The following is an 18,322-nucleotide window of genomic DNA, read 5'->3' on the forward strand; positions in this document are numbered from 1 at the left end:
AAAAACCGCCCGTTCTTGTTCAACCTGTTTGGCAGCTTGAGCCGCCAGACGACGCTTAGGAAGCGATGTCGGTAGCTGCAACGCCGAGCTGCGTCTGAATGCGGGTGAAGATCGCGCTCAGGGACGTACCGGTTGCTGCCAGTGCGCCGATGATGACGATGGACAGCAGGCCAGCGATGAGGCCGTATTCGATTGCAGTTGCGCCAGATTCGTCTTTTACGAAACGGTTGATAAGAGATTTCATGTGTTTTGCTCCAAGTACCACTGAATTGACAGCTTCAAGTCCGTCGGATCTTTTGTGTCCGATTGGACATAGGCTCACCCTAGGACAGAGAGCTTTCCAAGCAGTTAAATTTACCATCCCAGCCAAAAAGAATGCTGGCAATTATTACTATAGTTAACAAGACGTATAGATAAAATTTCGTTAATACGATCAAAAAACTTTAATATAAACGCGTATAATTCAATCTCATACAGAATTATCTACATGCTCGCGCGATTTGTCCAGTTTGTTTCTTAGATTTTATTTTGGGCTTGATCGGCGTTATACGCTAATTCCCCGAACTTCTATTTTTCTTCCCGCCTCTGAAATTTTACCGAGGGAGAAGAATATCCACGCACCCACGAATAAAGGCAAAACAAACGTAGAATTGTCCCTGAAAAAGCAAAAGAACATCCATTTACACTTCCTTCGCCGGGTCGTTAGCAGATCGTTCACCACGTTTGACGCATGATCTTCTATGGAAATGCACAATTGGAGTATCCATAGGCATGTTTGCGCAGCTAATCAGATGGACAAGCCTTTTCGCCGTTGCCTTAGGCGCGACCGTTGCGGTCGCACAGGACGGCCCTGTGCTTGTTACGGTCGATCGCGCCAAGGTCTTTCGGATCGAGGACGGCGCCGCAGCGGTTATTGTCGGTAACCCCTTTATCGCGGATGTCGCGATGTTCGATCAGAACACCGTCGTCATTACCGGCAAGAGCTACGGCACAACAAACCTCGTGATCCTTGATGGTGACAACAAGCCGATCGTCGACGAAGTCATTACGGTGAAGGCGTCGGATGATGACGTCGTCTCCGTATACAGGAAGGCCTCGCGGGAATCGCTGTCCTGCAATCCGGCATGCGAACCGGTCTTGCGCCTTGGGGACTCGATTGAAGCCTTCAAGGAAACCGCAGATCAGGCAAGCGCACGCAATGATTTGGCGACCAAGGCAGCCGGCGGGCAGCAGTAACGGGTCCCCTAACGGAGTAGTCACCGAATGCGCTTGTTGAAACGGCTCCTCGTCTCGAGACGGAAAAGAGGGCGTGCGTCCTTCGGCAAGAACGACAGTGGCGCTACAGCCGTCGAATTCGCACTGATCGCCCTGCCCTTCTTTACAGTCGTTTTCGGGATCATCGAGGTGGGCCTGTCCCATTTCGTAAACCGGATGGTCGACAATGCCGTGATCAATGCGTCCCGCGAAATCCGCACCGGCCAGGCACATGATGGCGGTTACGATGCTGCCACCTTCAAGACCCGGATTTGCGGTAACCTGCCGGACTTTCTCTGTTCACTGGATCGCCTGGTGGTCGACGTCGACAAGGTCGATGCTTTTGCCTTGGCCAAATCCGCCGGCGAAAGTCTTTACGATGAAGACGGCAACCTGAAGGAAGAGTCCAACTACGAAGACGCCGGTGCGGGCGAGATCGTCGTGGTCAACGTCATCTACAGGTGGCCGATGATCACGTCGCTTCTGTCGCTCAACCTCGCCGATCATGGCAGCGAACGCTATCTCACCTCTACATTGGTGTTTCGAAATGAACCCTGGAACTAAGATGCCTCGTCATTTCGGCCACTTCCGGCGCCGGCTTGCCGGACTGAGGAGCTTCCACGCCGATAAGCGCGCCGTGTCCGCAATCGAGTTTTCGATGATCCTGCCTTTTCTGCTGATCCTGTTGATCGGCATGGAAGAGGTCACCGGCACCTTGAACTATGACCGCAAGGTCAGCCGCATAGCCAACTCGGTCGCCGACCTTGTGGCCCAGGCGCAAACCATTACCCCTGCCGACCTGAGCGCCATGATGGCTCTGGGTGGCAAGATCCTGGATCCTTATCCGGATACCAATCTGGAAACGATTGTCGCCAGTGTAACCTTCGACGAGGACGGTGATCCCGCTGTCGACTGGAGCTATTCGTCCAAAGGCGGCAGCCCGTGGGCGGAAGGGTCGACACCGCCAATCGAACTGCCCGCCACAGTGGCCGCAGCGAACACTTCCATCGTCGTGACGCAGGCCAACCTGAACTATGTGCCGACGTTCTCCGGTCTTTTTACCGAGTATTTTTCCCGGGCGTCCTCGATCGACCTGAGCGATACCTATTATCTGCGCCCGCGATTGACCGATACCGTCAAGTGTCCGGCCTGCTGAAGATAAACCCGCAACGTCTTGGAAACGGGAACTGCGGCGCCAGAACGTGTCTGTTTCACGTTACCTGATCCCGTTTCAATCGGCCGGCCACGCGCCTACGCTAACTCCCGTATTTGTAACGTCGCACATTCCGGCTAATCTGCTCCGGAATGCTGCGTCGCAATATGCACTTTTAAGTATGGGATTTTTTGAACCGATGGCGACAAACAAGACTTACGATCAGATCAAGGTCGGCGATACCGCAGAAATCGTCCGCGAATGCTCCTCCAACGACCTTCTGGTTTTCGCGCACGCTTCCGGCAATCACAATCCGATACATCTTCCCGACACGGACTGGACCGGCGATGGCCTGGTCGACAAACCGGTAGCACCGGCCATGTGGGTCGGGGGGCTTGCCTCCGCGGTGCTCGGCAACATCCTTCCCGGCCCCGGCACGATCTACAAGGCGCAGTCGTTCCGCTTTCTGAGCGGAGCTGCGGTCGGCGACAAACTGCATGTCAGGGTCACGGCAACCGAAAAACGTCCGGACAACATTGTCCTGTTTGACATGTCGGTAACACGGGGAGACGGTACCCGCCTTGTTGAAGGCGTTGCCGAAGTCGCCGCGCCGACAGAGCTTATCGAATTCGATTCCAGCGACATTCCGGCGATCCTGGTGCAGCGTCATCGGCACTTCAACCGGATGATCGAACTGGCAAAGACCCTGCCTGCCTTGCCGACCGCGGTGGCTGCACCGGACGATCCCAACTCGCTGGAAGGTGCCTTGATGGCCGCCCGCGAGGGGTTGATCATGCCGATTCTGATTGGCGCGAAGAGCCGGATTGAAGCTGCAGCCAAAGAACTCGACGAAGATCTCGGTCCGTATGAGCTGATCGATATCGAAGATGAAATGGAAGCGGCCGGCCGTGCCGTTGCGCTGGTCCATGAAGGCCGGGTCAAGGCCGTGATGAAGGGCCACCTTCACACCGACCATCTTCTGCACCACGTGGTCAAACGAGATGGCGGGCTCAGAACCAAGCGGCGTATCAGCCATGTCTTCGTGATGGACATCCCGGGTCGCAAGACCCCGGTCCTGATTTCGGATGCTGCAATCAACATCACGCCCGACCTCAACACCAAGGTCGACATCACCCAGAACGCAATTGACGCCGCCCTGTCTCTCGGCCTGGAAATGCCGCGTGTCGGGGTCCTGTCCGCCATCGAAACCGTAAACCCGGCAATCCCGTCCAGTCTCGATGCGGCGGTTCTTTCCAAGATGGCCGAACGTGGACAGATCACCGGTGCGATCGTCGACGGTCCCCTGGCAATGGACAATGCGGTCGATGTGCAGGCAGCCCGGACCAAGGGCATCACCTCGCTGGTTGCCGGACATGCAGAGGTCCTGATCGTACCAAACCTGGAATCGGGCAACATGCTCGCGAAGGAATTGACCTTTATCGCCCACGCGGAAGCGGCCGGGCTGGTGATCGGAGCGAAGGTCCCCATCATGCTGACGAGCAGAGCCGACGACAGCCGCGCCCGCCTCGCCTCCTGTGCCCTCGCCCTGCTCTACATGCACTGGCAGGCAACCGGCAATCCGGCAGGTATCCTCGACCGGGACGGCGAGTAACCATGGACCCGGTCATTCTTGTCCTCAATTCGGGCTCATCCTCGATCAAGTTCACCCTCTATTCGGGTGACACCGTTCAACTCAAGGGGCAGATTTCCGGACTGGGTGCCCAGCCGCATATCTCCCTTGCCTCACGGGTTTCCGACACTAAGGTGGACCGGCAACTGTCCGCGGACGAAGGCAGAAGCCACGGCGCTTCGCTCGCAGCGCTCCTGCCGGTTCTGGAACAGGAACTTGGTGGACGCAGTGTCGATGCAGTAGGTCATCGGGTCGTCCACGGCGGTGTCACTCACACCGAACCGGTTCGCTTGACGGCTGAGATCCTTGAGGACCTAAAGGCGCTCGAACCGCTTGCGCCCCTGCATCAGCCGCATAATCTGGCAGGGATCACTGCAGCCAGGGAAGCCTTTCCAGAGGCCATGCAGGTCGCCTGTTTCGATACCGCCTTCCATCGCAGCCACCCTTGGGTCAACGATACCTTTGCCCTGCCCCGGCCTCTCTATGACGAAGGTGTACGCCGCTACGGCTTTCACGGCCTGTCCTACGAGTACATATGCTCCTATCTGAAGCAGGCTCATCCTGAAATCTATAAAGGCCGGTTAGTCGTCGCCCACCTCGGCAACGGCGCCTCCATGTGCGCTATTCGAGAAGGCCAGAGCATCGGCTCGACCATGGGCTTTACAGCGCTCGACGGCTTGCCGATGGGCACGCGCTGCGGGCAGCTTGATCCCGGTGTGGTGCTGTACCTGCTGACGACAAAGGGCATGAGCCCCGATGCGGTCTCCGATCTGCTGTACAAGCAGTCCGGGCTCAAGGGGCTTTCCGGCATCAGCCAGGACATGCGCACCTTGACGCAGAGCGACGATCCGAAAGCCGCCGAAGCCATCGATTATTTCGTCTTCCGCATCCGGCGGGAACTCGGAGGCATGGCCGCCGTTCTGAGCGGTCTCGACACCGTGGTCTTTACCGGTGGGATCGGCGAGAACGCTGCCCTGGTCCGTGAGAAGGTCTGTGCCGGTCAGGAATGGCTCGGTCTTGAAATCGACCCGGTCAGGAACGAGGCTGGAGCGGAGATGATCTCCACCGACACCTCCAGCATCAATGTACTGGTCATCCCGACCGACGAAGAAGCAATGATCCGGCGCCACACCGAACGGCTTCTGGGCAGCGCCGCCGCTGGTGCCTGACGATCGTTCAAACGCTGCAGGGTTCCTTCAGCGGCCTGCTGGATCCAGCAGCGTGGCGTAATCGTCCTCGTAAGTGCGCAGCACCGGCCGGTAGTCGGCATGCACCACAGGCTCGAAACCGCCCGGCAGGTCTGGTTCGATAGCCAGATAGGCGTCGGGTGCTTCCCGGCGCATGTCCATCAACCCGGCCCTGAGACGCCGTTTCAACGCGTCAGGCAAATCCTTGCGCACACTGTGAGCGGAATAGGGGATCGGCGGCGAGCGCCAGACGATTTCCAGATCCTTGAAACCGCGTTCTCCCGAAACATAAAAATCATTGAGTGTTCCGGCCGTATAGCCATTCTTTGCCTCCCCCGCCAATGACGACCAGCCAAGGGTCGCATCGACCCGGCCGTCCAGAACGGCGCGGAGGCCCTCAACAGGGTCCTTCACCTCAACAAGAGTGCTGAAATGCGCGCGCGCGTCGACACCGTCAGCCGCCAGATTGGCGAGCGGAACACGATAACCGGTCACGGAGTCGGTACCACCGACAGCAAGGCGCTTCCCCTTGAGGTCTGCCAGGGTTCCCTGCTCTGCGCCGCGCTTCGCGATCAGAAGGGCATAAAAGCGCGCTGGAAAATCATCCGGAGCGGCGGTGACCAACGGCTCAACGCAACTGCAGAGCTGATGCACGGCAGCATAAGCGGATGGTGAAAGGCGAGCATAGTCGATCTTTCCGGAAGCAAGCGCCTCAACAGCATCGGCCATGGTTTCCATCAGAAAGAGGTCAACCGGCAGGTCGGCAATTTCCTCAAGCGCGAGGCGGAAAGGCTCCACCCGGTCGCGGGCCCCTTCATCCGCCGCCACGACAACACCGAGGCGCAGCCGATCGGGCATGGTCTCCGGATCCTGTGCACTGGCAGTGGCAGCGCTGAGAAAGACTGCCGCGAGAATGGGGGCCAGCCAGCGGAACAGGTGATTTACAAGTGCCATATTGCCGACATAACCTTCTGATGAAACTTGCAAAATTTTATCTCGCCTTTTGAACAACTTCCGCCAGAAAACCGGATCGACCACATGAACGATGCTATCACGACCGTCGTCTTCGATATAGGGAATGTCCTGATCGAATGGAATCCCGAATATCTCTATCGCGAGCTCATTCCCGATGACGATGCACGCGAAGACTTCCTGACGACGGTCTGCACAATGGAGTGGAACCTGCAGCAGGATCTTGGCCGACCCTGGGCGGAAGCCGTTGATGTTCTGTCCCGCCAGCATCCGGACAAGGCCGAGCTTATTGCCGCCTACAGCGAACGTTGGCACGACATGGTGCCCGGCGAAATTCCCGGTACGCCTGACATGCTTGCAGAGCTCAAGGCTCAGGGGACGCCCCTTTATGCAATTACCAATTTTTCAGAAGACAAGTTTGTCCAGGCCCAGGAACGGTTTCCGTTTCTGAAGACCAGCTTCCGCGACATCGTCGTCTCCGGCGCTGAAAAGGAGATCAAGCCCGGCCTGCGCATCTACGAAATCCTGCTGGAGCGAAACGGACTGACTGCCGCGCAATGCCTCTTCATCGATGACAGCGAGCGCAATGTCGAGGCTGCCAGAGAAGCCGGCATGTCAGCCCATCACTTCAAGGGGGCTGAGGGTCTGCGCGCGGAACTGAAACAGCTTGGTCTGCTGAACGGGTAATTGCCACGAGGAAGCGACCAATATCAGGGAGGCGGCAAGGCCGCCTCTCAGGATCCGTCGCACTCAAGTCCCGGCGACGAGGTCTTATCCCTCGAAGCCTTCAAGCACATTGACGCAATTGGTCCCCAGTGCGTCGACCGCATAGCCGCCTTCCATCAGGAAGATGGTCGGAACGCCGACCTTGGCGAGCCTCTGGCCAAGCCGGATGTAGTCTTCACTCTTGAACTTGAAGCCGGAGATCGGATCGTTCTCGTAGCAATCCATGCCAAGCGAGACGATCAACGCTTCTGGCTTGTACACCAGCAGCCAACGGCAGGCTTCCTCGAGTGCCGGTGTGTAGCTGTCCCAATCGGTGCCGAGCGGCAAAGGCCAGTTACGGGTGAACCCGGTACCGGCATGTTCACCGGTCTCGTCGGCAAACCCAAGAAAATAGGGATATTCGTGTTTAGGGTCGGCATGGATCGACAGGAACAGGATGTCCGGCCGGTCATAGAACAGCGCCTGGGTACCATTGCCATGATGGTAGTCGACATCCAGGATTGCGATGCGATGCAGTCCGTAGTCCCGAAGATACTGCGCCGCGACAGCAGCGTTGTTGAAAAAGCAGTATCCACCGAAGAAGTCAAAGCCCGCGTGGTGTCCCGGTGGCCGGCAAAGCGCGAAAGCCGATTTCTCGCCATCGAGAAGCAGGCGGGCCGCAGTCAGGGCCGTGTCGGCTGACGCCCGCGCCGCCTTGTAGGTGTTTTCGCCGAGCGGCGTCCCGGCATCCATCGAGTACCGTCCGAGCAGGCCGTCGATATGTTCGACCTGAACATCCTGACGCAGGCTGCGGATGGGCCAGACAAAGGGAAAAGCTTCGCGCGACCGCCCTGCGGCTGTCCATTTTTCCCAGAAGCTTTCCAGAAACGAAACATATTCGGGGGCGTGCACCCGGTGCAGCGGACGGACGGGGAATTCCTCCGGCGCAACGATTTCACCGACATTGCGCTCCCGCACGGTCTTGAGCACGATTTCGGCGCGGCTCGGGATCTCGACAGCAGGCTTCAGTTCGCCGTCTGATATTTCCTGCGCCGGTGCATGCGCGAGCTGGGTGTTTGAAAAAACCGTCTTCACGAGTTGCCCCCAAGTCCCCTGTTGTCTCACACAGCAGCGCTAATGTAACCCATTTCAGGAAAAACGGAATTCCGTAACATGAGTATAAGTCTCTGAGGGCTGTAACAAAACCGGTGTGAACCCGTCGTGATTGACGCTGTCCGGCCATCGCTGCGCTTCAAGGCACAGCCCGGCATGGGCCCCATAGTGCCTGCCGTCCAGCCCGGGAACCGTCACCGAGATCCGCTGCGCATCATAAAGCTGCAGGCCGGGTTCGCTCGTCCAGACTTCCATGCGGCGATTGCCGGAACCGTCTTCGAGGGCAGCAGCGAATTCCACGCCCTCGCGTGGTGCATCCGCAAGGCAGAAGTTGTGATCGAAGACCACGTTCTCCTCACCCGCCTTGCGCCGCAATTTGCGCCCGTCGCGGAAGTCGTATGGCGTCCAGGCCACGTTGCGGATCTCGCCGGTCGGGATCAGCGCCTCGTCCACGGGCAGATAGGTCTCCGCTGCGATTTCCAGCGTATGGTCCAGAATATTGCTGCTGCCATCCAGATTGAAATAGGCGTGCTGGGTCAAATTGACCGGCGTCGTCTTGTCGGTGGTTGCGGTGATTTTCAGACGCAGCGCACCGGTGCCGGTCAACGTATAGCGGGCAAGCACTTCCACCCGGCCCGGATACCCCATATCGCCGTCTTCGGAGACAAGCTTCAGCAGGACACTGGCCTTGTCGTGCTGCTCTACCTGCCAGACCCTGCTGGAGAAGCCAAGCGAGCCACCGTGAAGGTGGTTGATACCCCGTTCGTTCTGGTCGAGTTGATAGGTGACCCCGTCTATCGTCATCCGGCCACCGCCGATCCGGTTGGCGCAGCGCCCGGCAATCACGCCGAAATAGGGCGAATGATCCAGATAGCTCTGGAGATCGTCAAAGCCCAGCACCACCGTCTCACCATCGACCTTAAGGTCGCGGATGATGCCTCCCAGGGTGAGGATGGAGGCAGCCAGAGACCCTTTTGCCAGCGTAATTTCCTGGACAACGGTCCCGTCTGGCAGAACCCCAAATTCCTTGATCATGAAAGTCTCCGGCGAGAAGGCGGCAGGATGCGCAAAAGGCGGCGGAACTATCCGCCGCCTTTCGTCAATCGGTCAAGTGGTCAGAGCGTCTGGTTGTAGTCGCCCACTTCCGAGTTTTCGCGCAAAACGCCGTCGATAGCCTTGAACATGGCGTGGAGCCGGTCTTCCGAAACCGGGCTCTCGACCACGACCACCAGCTCCGGCTTGTTGGAGGAGGCACGCACAAGACCCCAGGTTCCGTCTTCACTGACGACGCGAACGCCGTTGACGGTGATCAGGTCGGTGATCGACTGTCCGGCAACCGTTTCGCCCTTGGCTTTCATATCCTGGAAACGGGCGACAACCCGGTCGACGACGTCGTACTTGATTTCGTCGTCGCACTTGGGAGCCATGGTTGGCGACCCCCAGGTCTTGGGAAGATCCCGGCGCAGGTCTGCCATCGTCTTGTCCGGGTTACGGTCAAGCATGTCGAGGATGGCAATGGCCGAAACGAGCCCGTCATCATAACCGCGGCCAATCGGCTTGTTGAAGAAATAGTGGCCGGATTTCTCGAACCCGACCATGGCATTCAGTTCGGTGACGCGGCGCTTGATATAGGAGTGACCGGTCTTGAAATAGTCGGTCTTGGCGCCGTTGGCCTTCAGCACCGGATCCGTGTGGAACAGGCCGGTGGATTTCACATCGACCACGAACTGGGCACCGGGATGGAGCGCGGAGATATCGCGCGCAAGCATCACGCCAACCTTGTCGGCGAAGATTTCCTCGCCTTCATTGTCGACGACACCGCAGCGATCGCCGTCACCATCGAAACCAAGTCCGACGTCCGCACCGACTTCCAGAACCTTGTCACGAAGCGCGTGGAGCATCTTCATGTCTTCCGGGTTCGGGTTATAGCGCGGGAAGGTGTGATCCAGCTCGGCATCAAGCGGGATGACTTCGGCGCCGATCGCCTCCAGGATCTTCGGCGCGAAGGCACCGGCAGTGCCGTTGCCGCATGCCGCGACCACCTTGATCGGGCGCTTCAGCTTGGCCCGGTCGGTGAGATCCTTGAAATAGACATCCGGGAAACCGTCGACGAAGCGGTAGCTGCCGCCGCCCTTCAGGTCGAAGGCCGCTTCCAGAACGATGTCCTTCAGCCGGCCCATTTCATCGGGACCAAAGGTCAGCGGGCGGTCGATGCCCATCTTGACGCCGGTCCAGCCGTTGTCGTTGTGCGACGCCGTGATCATGGCGACCGCCGGAACATCGAGCGCGAACTGTGCGAAATAGGCCATCGGCGACAAGGCCAGGCCAATGTCGTGCACGTTGATGCCGGCTGCCAGAAGGCCGTTGATCACCGCCATCTTGATGGAGGAGGAATAACCCCGGAAATCATGCCCCACCACGATGTCCGGGCGCACGCCACGTTCGTGAATGAGCGTGCCGATGCCCATACCGAGCGCCTGCATGCCCATCAGATTGATTTCCTTTTCGAAAAGCCAACGCGCATCGTATTCGCGGAAACCCGTGGGCTTCACCATTGGAAAGGATTCATATTCAAAAGTGTTCGGAACCAATTTCGGACGCGGTTTCGGAAACATCAATGCCTCTCAAAGCAAGGAAGAAGAACGGAACTGGGTAATTACCTAAACACGGTATGACAATTCACTGCACCAGTACAAGCGTGCCATCGGAGATGTCAAACCGCTTCATTTGGTTGAGAACGGACATGCCGAGCAGGGGTTCCCCGAGGCTTTGATCTTTCAACACAAGTGTGTCGACATTGCGTAGCCGGATCTTTCCAATGCGCAAATTGTCAATGGTCGCCCTGGCGCCACGAACTGTGCCGTTTGCCGTCTGGATTGCGTATTTGTAGTCGGCCGAATTCAGGAAGATTCCGATGCTCTCGGCAAGCGATTCCGGCAAAACGGTGACGGTTGCACCGGTGTCGACCAGCATGTCCACCGCACGGCCGTTCAGATAGGCATCCGCCACGAAATGCCCCTGCCTGTTGGCCGATATTCGGTGGCTTCGCTCGCCGGCCTCGTCCACGTCCTGATCTTCGGCAACCGGGTCGCTGCTCACCAGCACCTCAAGCCTGTTTTCCAGCAGATACGCCGCAAGCGGAACGATTGCCATGCAGGCCAGAAAGATGATGACAAAGCGCGACATGCAGGGTCTCGACGTTGCGTGAACCCCCTGATTATCACGGTTTCCTTAGCGGCCTGTAAAACAGCATCAGGCAATCGTGTCGGCCAGCCGGGCAATGTCCTCCAGATGCGGTGCACTGGACTGGGCCCCTGTCACGGTGCAGGCAAGCGCACCGGCGGCGGCACCTTCCTTCAAGGCACGTTCGAAGGACGTCTTGCGATCGAGAGCGGCAGCCAGGGCGCCGCAAAAGGCATCGCCCGCACCGGTCGTATCCACCGCGTTGACGGCGGGAGAAGCGAAGCGATAGCGCGCGGTTGGCGTGCGGGCGAGAACACCGTCCGCACCAAGGGTGACGATGACGTTCCGGCCACCTTCCGCCAGCTTCAGCGCGAATGTTTCCGTGTCACCGGCAATGCCGAGACGACCTCCGATCTCTGCCGCCTCGCTCACATTGACCACAACCGTACCGGCAACATCCAGACAGGCACTCAGGTCACCCTCAGGCACAGGAGCCGGGTTCCAGATGACCGTGCCTGCCGCATCCCGGGCAAGCCTGGCACCTTCGATCACCTCAACCAGAGGCACCTCTCCCTGAACGAGCAGTGTCTGACCAGGCCCAAAACCGCCTTCCAACCAGGAGGCTTCGACACGCGCATTGGTGCCGCTGGCGACGATGATCTGATTTTCCCCTGCCGGATCGATGCCGATCAGGGCAAGGCCAGTCGACCCGGTCATGGTGCGAACGCCTGAAAGATCGACGCCGGCTTCGCGCAGATTAAGCAGCGCGAGTTCGGCAAAGCTGTCCTGTCCGACCGCGCCGATGAAACGAACGTCGGCCCCTGCCCGCCTGGCAGCCAGCGCCTGGTTGGCGCCTTTCCCACCTGGAAATGTCTGGTGATCGCGACCGCTCACCGTTTCGCCGGCAGTCGGCAAGCGGGGCACGGCAACGACCAGATCCAGATTGATGGAACCAAAGACCGTAATCATGTCGCCTCCCCTTTTTTTTACAAAAGGTTAGACACCGCACGCCCAAGCGCAACAAAAAAGCGCGGAAGTTTACCTCCGCGCTTTCAGCCGTCTGTTCTGTCGGCCGGTTACTTCGTGCCGTACATACGGTCGCCGGCGTCGCCAAGGCCCGGAACGATATAGCCCTTCTCGTTCAGCTTCTCGTCGATGGAAGCGGTGTAGACCGGCACGTCCGGGTGGTTCTCGGTGAAATTCTTGACGCCCTCAGGTGCCGCGAGCAGGCAGAGGAAGCGGATGTTGTTGGCTCCGCGCTCCTTGAGCTTCTGAACCGCTGCAATCGCCGAGTTGGCGGTGGCCAGCATCGGATCGACCACGATCACCAGACGCTCGTTCAGGTCTTCCGGAGCCTTGAAGTAATACTCCACCGGCTGAAGCGTCTGCGGATCGCGGTAAAGGCCGATGTGCGCCACGCGCGCCGACGGAACCAGATCCAGCATGCCTTCCAGAAGTCCGTTGCCCGCACGCAGAACGGAAGCGAATACCAGCTTCTTGCCGGCCAGGGTCGGCGCCTGCATTTCGGCAAGCGGCGTCTCGATGGTCTGGTAGACGAGCGGCAGGTCGCGGGTGACCTCATAGCAGAGCAGCGTGGAGATTTCCCGCAGCAGGCGCCGGAACCCCTGGGTGGACGTTCCCTTGTCGCGCATGATGCTCAGTTTGTGCTGAACCAGCGGGTGGCTGATGACGGTGGCTCCGGACATATCTGCCTCTCTTCTCAATGGGGCCATAACACCGGCCCGGTCTCATGATTTTTTATGTTCGGGACCTATGCCCCGAACGGCAACCAAAAAACAGACCCCGGGTTCATGAAGTGCCCGAGTTTTTTCGCTTCCTGCGGGTGTCCTTGCAAATAAATGCCGCCAGCCCGGCTGGTTCCGCCTTCCAGGATGCAGGTGAGCGGCAACTGATCCTGATGAACCTTGAGCTCGTGCCGCAGCAGTTCGGCCAGCCTGTCGGTGAGTGCAAGCGCCACAGCGCGGATTTCGACCATCCGGTCGCGTTGGGCCTCTGCTGACAGTGCCGTGTCCGGTTCGACAATTTTCAGGACGCCGGTGTCGAGGAACAGGGCCGCGTGGGCAGGATCGGCAGGCGGCGTCAGTGCCTCCAGTCCGGAGACTTCAAACCCGGCCCAGGCAAGAGGTTCGATCAGTGAATAGACCATCTCCTGGGCAGCCTGATGGAACGGCACAACAATTCTCTCGGAAACCGCACCCCGCTGGTAATGTTCGAAGCTGTCGCCATAGACCATGTTGCCGTCGCCAGCGCCGCCTTCCCACAGCGGACAAAGCGATTCCAGCACGCGGTCGAGCAGATCCCTTGCCGAAACCACGCCATCGCTTTCCTTTGCCATCCGAACTGCAAGACGGCCTGGACGGGTTTCGTCCCCTTCCCCGAAAAGATCCGGCCGCAGGGCAAGCGCTTCACCGAAGCGTTTCAGACGGCGCTGCATCGCCTCGAGCAGGTCGTCATCTTCCCTTGCGTCCCACTGCAGGCCTTCTGCGAGTTCCATCCGGTCCATCTGCACGAGCGTCTGCGCATCGACGCGGTAGGGATCGGTCATTTCACCGGAAAAGGAACCTGCCGCGAACATGTGAAAGGCGGCCAGTGCCGAAGCCTCCTGACCGGTCGCTTCGGTCTCAGTCATCCTGTCCTCGAAAACCCAGCCCTCGGGGTGGCGGGTTTTCATGTAGGTACCCAGGATGGCAAGGTCGGCTGCAGCGGCAAGCATTTCTTCGGCGGTTTCAAACCCGCGCGCATTTGCCAGCGCACCCCAGCGGTCGATGCCGCCGGCCTCGTAATTCCGCCAGATGCCGTAGGGTGGAATGTGAAAATCCGGATAATTTTCCCGAGTTGTTTCAAGCACCTTGGCCAAGGCTGTTTCGAGCCGGTCTGGAACCGCTTCGACATGGGCGAGTTTGCCATCTGTGGCGAACTTCAAAAGCTCATAGGCCTTTTCCCGAACATGCTGCGGCCGGAACAAGGACAAGGCTGGTTGGGTATCGGTCATGGAAATCGCCGGATCTGGAAAGGATTGTGTGAAAAGACGCTGCCTTCGCCTATCTGCCCACCATAACCTTGTCAAACCGGTTCGTCATTGGTCATCATCTGTGTGATTTGAACCCAAGCCTTTCAACCATCCCACACCGGAAGTTTCATGTCTGCCGTTGTCTCAATCGCCGCCCTTCTCGTCGGATCCGGACTGCTTTTGCTCGCCGGCGGCCTTCACGGCCTCCTGTTGCCGCTCGCCGGTCTCGCCAACGGCTTTTCCGATGCCTCGCTCGGTCTGCTCGGCACCGGCTGGGCAGTCGGCTATGTCAGCGGCTGTCTGGCCGTGCCGGTCATCGTGAAGCGTGTGGGCCATGTGCGGGCCTTCGGGGCGCTTGCCTCGCTGGCGGGCATCTCGGTTCTCCTGAACCTCCTGTTCATGGATGCCGCTGTCTGGATCGTGCTGCGGGCGATCACAGGCTTCTGCTTTTCCGGCGCTGCCATGATCGTGGAAAGCTGGCTAAACGAACGTTCGACCAGCGAAACGCGCGGGCGGATCTTCGGCATCTATACGATGATCAACCTGGGGGCGACGACCGCCGGACAGATGTTGCTGACGCTTGGCGATCCGACCGGCTTCTTCTTCTTCGTTCTCGGTTCGATCATCTACTCGCTGTCGCTGCTGCCGACAGCGCTGTCCACCGCCGCATCGCCCCAGCCCCTGACACAGGCGCGGCTGGATCCGAAAAAACTCTGGCGCAATTCACCGATCGCAGTGGTCGCGGTTTTCATGGTCGGCATTTCAAACGGGTCCTTCGGCACCTTGGGTGCGGTATATGGACTTCGCATCGGGTTGGACGTACCGGAGATTGCCATCATGATGAGTTTGGCGCTTTTGGCCGGCGCAGTGGTGCAGATCCCGGTCGGCATGCTGTCCGACAGGCTTGACCGGCGCCTCGTGCTGGTCGGTCTCGCCGTAACCGCCATGAGTTTCGGGTCCAGCCTGTCGTTCTTCGGCGGCACCGATCCGACCCTCACGGTTCTTCTGATCGCAGGTTTCGGCGGCGTGGTCTATTCCATGTATCCGGTGATCGTCGCCCACGCGAGCGACCACGCAGAGCCGGGTGACTTTCTCAGGATCAGCGGCGGTCTTCTGCTTATCTTCGGGGCGGGTACAATGCTTGGACCGTTGCTCGCTTCGGGCTTGATGACCTTCACTTATCCGGGCGCACTCTTCCAGGTGACGGCGGCAGCGCATCTTTCCATGATGCTCTTTGCCCTCTGGCGCATGCGTCAGCGTGCTTCGCTTCCGCAGGAAGACAAGTCCGATTTCGTGATGGCGGTCTCGACCGCGCAGATTACGACCCCGGAAACGGTAAGCCTCGATCCGCGCACGGAAGTGGACGAAACCGGCGGGGAAATCTGAGGGGGCTTGAAGCCATTACCTTCGGCATTCATCGCCCTTCTCCCCTCATTCTGAGGAGCCGCTTCAGCGGCGTCTTAGGATGAGGTTTTGGGGATGAGAGGGCGAAAGGCGAGAAAGCTCACTAGAATTCTCGCTGAACCAAGCCAATGCAAAGCAGCCGCGCCTATGGCCGACGTCATTCCGGACAAGTGCAGCAAAGCTGTACGCCGGTCCGGAAACCAGACATCAGCGTGAGCGAAGCGACCTCGCCTGAAACAAATCTGGCATGCACTCAGCGTGCAGCGCATCCGGCATGTTGCAGAAGACCTGCCTCAACCCGTCGGCGCCTGCTTTGCGCTTTCCAGTCGTACAAGGAGCCTTTTGCGTGAGGGCTCATCACAGAAGGCGGCTTCGATGGCCGTGCGGGTGACTTCCATCTGATCATCGAAACTCCATCCGAAGGTTTCGGTGACCGATGAATATTCCTTGCCGAGCGTGGTGCCGAAAAAAGGCGGGTCGTCGGAGTTGAGCGTGATCTTCACGCCCTCCTTGCGCAGCATGTTGACCGGGTGGAAGCGCAGGTGAGTGTAGACGCCCAGAGCGATGTTCGACCCGGGGCAGACCTCCAGCACGATCTCCTCGTCGACAAGGCGCTTGACCAGATCCTTGTCCTCGATTGCCCGCACACCATGGCCGAGACGTTTCACACGCAGGAATTCGAGTGCCGCGGTCACACTGTCCGGACCGCCGAACTCGCCCGCATGTGCCGTCGTGCCCAGTCCGGCATCCGCTGCCATGCGGAAGGCCTTCGCGAAATTGGCCGGGTGGCCGGAGCGTTCATCCCCGGCCAGGCCGAAGCCCGTGACCAGAGGATGCGGATTGCCGATCACTTCCTTGATGACCCGTTCGACGGAGGCCGAACCGAAATGGCGGACGCCGATCGCGATCATCCGGCCTTCGATGGCAGTGTCTGTCTTGGCGCGCTCGATCCCGGCGGCCAGTCCCTCGACATAGGAGCGGTAGGACAGGCCGGCGGCCTGAGCGTGGTCTGGTGAGATGAAAATCTCGCCGTAAATTGCCCCTTCCGCCGCCAGCATGCGGAAATAGGTTTCTGCAAGCAGGGCGTAGTCCGCCGGTGTCCGGAACACCGAACTTGCGACATCATAGGCTTTCAGGAAGGTGGTGAAGTCGGACCAGATGTATTTGCCGTTACCGTCGAGGACGGCCGAAACATCCTCGCCGCGCTTGTCGGCAAGGCGCTTGACCAGGGTCGGTGGCGCGGCGCCTTCGATATGACAATGCAATTCCGCCTTCGGTACCGTGATGGCGTCGCTCATGTCCCGCGGGTCCTCATTCGAGTGTGTGGCGGGCCGGTTTTCCGTCTTTCCGCAGAAAGGACGGACGAGTGGCCCGCGGTTATTGTGCCCGATTCACCGGATTGCCGGAATGCGGATGCGGTTACAGAAAACTCGTGCCGTTCGGACCGACCGCAATGCCCAGATGATCGGCGATACTTTCACCGATATCGGCATAGGTCTTGCGACCACCGACACTTCTGCCTTCGAGACCCGGACCGGTTGCGATCACCGGGACATGTTCGCGGGTGTGATCCGTGCCACGCCAGGTCGGATCGCAGCCGTGATCGGCCGTGAGGATCAGGAGATCACCGTCCGTCATCCTGGCAATCATTTCCGGCAAGCGGCGGTCGAAATGCTCAAGCGCGGCTGCATATCCCGGAACATCCCGGCGGTGACCGTAGAGGGAGTCGAAATCGATGAAATTGGCGAAGATCAGGTCGCCATCGGCAGCCTGGTCCATGGCTTCCAGCGTCTTGTCGAACAGCTGGTCATTGCCTGCGCCCTTCAGCACCCTGGCAACGCCCTGATGGGCGAAGATATCGGATATCTTGCCGACGCCATAGACCGTGCGCCCTGCCTCGGTCAGACGGTCGAGCAAGGTCGGCTCCGGCGGCAGTACCGAATAGTCACGCCGGTTGGCGGTGCGCTGGAAAGTGTCCGAAGTTTCGCCGACGAAGGGCCGCGCGATCACCCGGCCAATGTTGTAGGGATCGGCAAATTCACGCGCGATCTCGCAAAGTTCGTACAGTTTCTCCAAACCATAGTGTTCTTCGTGGGCGGCGATCTGGATGACGGAATCCGCCGACGTATAGAAAATCGGCTTGCCCGTGCGAATGTGCTCTTCGCCAAGTTCGGCAATGATCACTGTGCCGGAGGCGTGTTTGTCACCCAGGATGCCGTTGAGGCCTGCCTTCTCGCTGATCTTTGCAATCAGCTCTTCCGGGAAGGTCGGGATCGTTTCCGGAAAATAGCCCCAGTCGAAGCGCACAGGCACACCGGCGATTTCCCAATGGCCGGACGGCGTGTCCTTGCCATTGGAAACTTCAGCAGCATAGCCCCACAGGCCTTCCGGCTCGCGATCGAAATCCAGGCCCGGCACGTCCTTGCCGGTGGACAGACGCCCTGCCGCGCCCAGGCCGAGCCGGTCCATGTTGGGAACGTTCAAGGGGCCGGAGCGCAGACCGTCCTTGTCGCCCTCACCGGCTGCACAACGCGCCGCGATGTGGCCCAAAGTGTCGGCCCCGGCATCACCAAAGGCTTCCGCATCCGCGGCACCGCCGATACCGAAACTGTCCAGAACGCACAGAATTGCACGAGGCATGGACATCTCCTCAAATTTATCATTGCCGGCCGGTTCGGCCGGAGAGGTTC

Annotated in this window: 18 protein-coding genes; 7 read left to right on the forward strand and 11 right to left on the reverse strand. The window is 59.2% G+C overall.

Translation table 11 applies throughout. From position 1 onward, the window contains the following. Positions 1-55: 55 nt before the first annotated feature. Entirely contained in the window at positions 56-244 is a 189-nt protein-coding gene (locus ACYQ6M_RS20870) for a Flp family type IVb pilin (protein ID WP_022999751.1), read from the reverse strand. Positions 245-771: 527 nt separating this feature from the next. On the opposite strand from ACYQ6M_RS20870, the gene ACYQ6M_RS20875 reads away from it, so the two are divergent. The 5 genes from ACYQ6M_RS20875 (at position 772) to ACYQ6M_RS20895 (ending at position 5,206) form a co-directional block, all read left to right on the forward strand. Further along, positions 772-1,236: a pilus assembly protein N-terminal domain-containing protein gene (locus ACYQ6M_RS20875; RefSeq protein WP_460075339.1), complete on the forward strand. Its 465-nt coding sequence runs from the start codon at positions 772-774 to the stop codon at positions 1,234-1,236. A 27-nt stretch (positions 1,237-1,263) separates the two neighbouring features. Then, positions 1,264-1,818, forward strand: coding sequence for a TadE/TadG family type IV pilus assembly protein (locus tag ACYQ6M_RS20880; protein ID WP_031268901.1), 555 nt, complete (start codon positions 1,264-1,266; stop codon positions 1,816-1,818). Position 1,819: 1 nt separating this feature from the next. Then, positions 1,820-2,410, forward strand: coding sequence for a hypothetical protein (locus ACYQ6M_RS20885; protein WP_208993400.1), 591 nt, complete (start codon positions 1,820-1,822; stop codon positions 2,408-2,410). 196 nt (positions 2,411-2,606) lie between these two features. Beyond that, complete coding sequence (locus ACYQ6M_RS20890; RefSeq protein WP_022999747.1) at positions 2,607-4,019, forward strand: bifunctional enoyl-CoA hydratase/phosphate acetyltransferase; 1,413 nt, start codon at positions 2,607-2,609, stop codon at positions 4,017-4,019. Positions 4,020-4,021: 2 nt separating this feature from the next. Next, entirely contained in the window at positions 4,022-5,206 is a 1,185-nt protein-coding gene (locus ACYQ6M_RS20895) for an acetate/propionate family kinase (RefSeq protein ID WP_460075342.1), read from the forward strand. Positions 5,207-5,233: 27 nt separating this feature from the next. On the opposite strand, the gene phnD is transcribed toward ACYQ6M_RS20895, so the two are convergent. Further along, the gene (gene phnD / locus ACYQ6M_RS20900; protein ID WP_367020184.1) at positions 5,234-6,178 is read right to left on the reverse strand and encodes a phosphate/phosphite/phosphonate ABC transporter substrate-binding protein; all 945 of its coding nucleotides are present in this window, start codon (positions 6,176-6,178) and stop codon (positions 5,234-5,236) included. An 84-nt stretch (positions 6,179-6,262) separates the two neighbouring features. Between phnD and ACYQ6M_RS20905 the strand changes: the two genes are divergently transcribed. Further along, a complete protein-coding gene (locus ACYQ6M_RS20905) occupies positions 6,263-6,883 on the forward strand; it encodes an HAD family hydrolase (RefSeq protein ID WP_055657455.1) in 621 nt (206 codons plus the stop codon). A gap of 84 nt (positions 6,884-6,967) precedes the next feature. Here the strand turns inward: ACYQ6M_RS20905 and ACYQ6M_RS20910 are convergent, their stop codons facing one another. The 7 genes from ACYQ6M_RS20910 to ACYQ6M_RS20940 form a co-directional block, all read right to left on the reverse strand. Continuing rightward, positions 6,968-7,996, reverse strand: coding sequence for a histone deacetylase family protein (locus ACYQ6M_RS20910; RefSeq protein ID WP_460075345.1), 1,029 nt, complete (start codon positions 7,994-7,996; stop codon positions 6,968-6,970). Positions 7,997-8,050: 54 nt separating this feature from the next. Further along, positions 8,051-9,049: an aldose epimerase family protein gene (locus tag ACYQ6M_RS20915; protein WP_055657453.1), complete on the reverse strand. Its 999-nt coding sequence runs from the start codon at positions 9,047-9,049 to the stop codon at positions 8,051-8,053. An 80-nt stretch (positions 9,050-9,129) separates the two neighbouring features. Then, a complete protein-coding gene (locus ACYQ6M_RS20920; protein WP_460075347.1) occupies positions 9,130-10,629 on the reverse strand; it encodes a phosphomannomutase/phosphoglucomutase in 1,500 nt (499 codons plus the stop codon). A gap of 64 nt (positions 10,630-10,693) precedes the next feature. After that, positions 10,694-11,200 carry a retropepsin-like aspartic protease family protein gene (locus ACYQ6M_RS20925; protein ID WP_077290880.1) on the reverse strand — a complete coding sequence of 169 codons (507 nt, stop codon included), beginning with the start codon at positions 11,198-11,200 and terminating at the stop codon, positions 10,694-10,696. 66 nt (positions 11,201-11,266) lie between these two features. Next, entirely contained in the window at positions 11,267-12,166 is a 900-nt protein-coding gene (locus tag ACYQ6M_RS20930; protein ID WP_077290881.1) for a ribokinase, read from the reverse strand. A gap of 107 nt (positions 12,167-12,273) precedes the next feature. Beyond that, positions 12,274-12,903: a uracil phosphoribosyltransferase gene (upp, locus tag ACYQ6M_RS20935; RefSeq protein WP_022999737.1), complete on the reverse strand. Its 630-nt coding sequence runs from the start codon at positions 12,901-12,903 to the stop codon at positions 12,274-12,276. A gap of 65 nt (positions 12,904-12,968) precedes the next feature. Then, the gene (locus ACYQ6M_RS20940) at positions 12,969-14,210 is read right to left on the reverse strand and encodes a DUF1688 family protein (protein ID WP_460075350.1); all 1,242 of its coding nucleotides are present in this window, start codon (positions 14,208-14,210) and stop codon (positions 12,969-12,971) included. A gap of 147 nt (positions 14,211-14,357) precedes the next feature. On the opposite strand from ACYQ6M_RS20940, the gene ACYQ6M_RS20945 reads away from it, so the two are divergent. Continuing rightward, positions 14,358-15,614, forward strand: coding sequence for an MFS transporter (locus ACYQ6M_RS20945; protein ID WP_022999735.1), 1,257 nt, complete (start codon positions 14,358-14,360; stop codon positions 15,612-15,614). A gap of 311 nt (positions 15,615-15,925) precedes the next feature. Here ACYQ6M_RS20945 and ACYQ6M_RS20950 read toward each other — a convergent pair whose 3' ends face one another. Further along, on the reverse strand, positions 15,926-16,930 hold the full coding sequence (locus ACYQ6M_RS20950; RefSeq protein ID WP_460075352.1) for an adenosine deaminase: 1,005 nt from the start codon (positions 16,928-16,930) through the stop codon (positions 15,926-15,928). Positions 16,931-17,051: 121 nt separating this feature from the next. Further along, on the reverse strand, positions 17,052-18,272 hold the full coding sequence (locus ACYQ6M_RS20955) for a phosphopentomutase (protein WP_460075354.1): 1,221 nt from the start codon (positions 18,270-18,272) through the stop codon (positions 17,052-17,054). Positions 18,273-18,322 lie beyond the last annotated feature (50 nt).

Source organism: Roseibium sp. ROS1, from assembly GCF_054658215.1.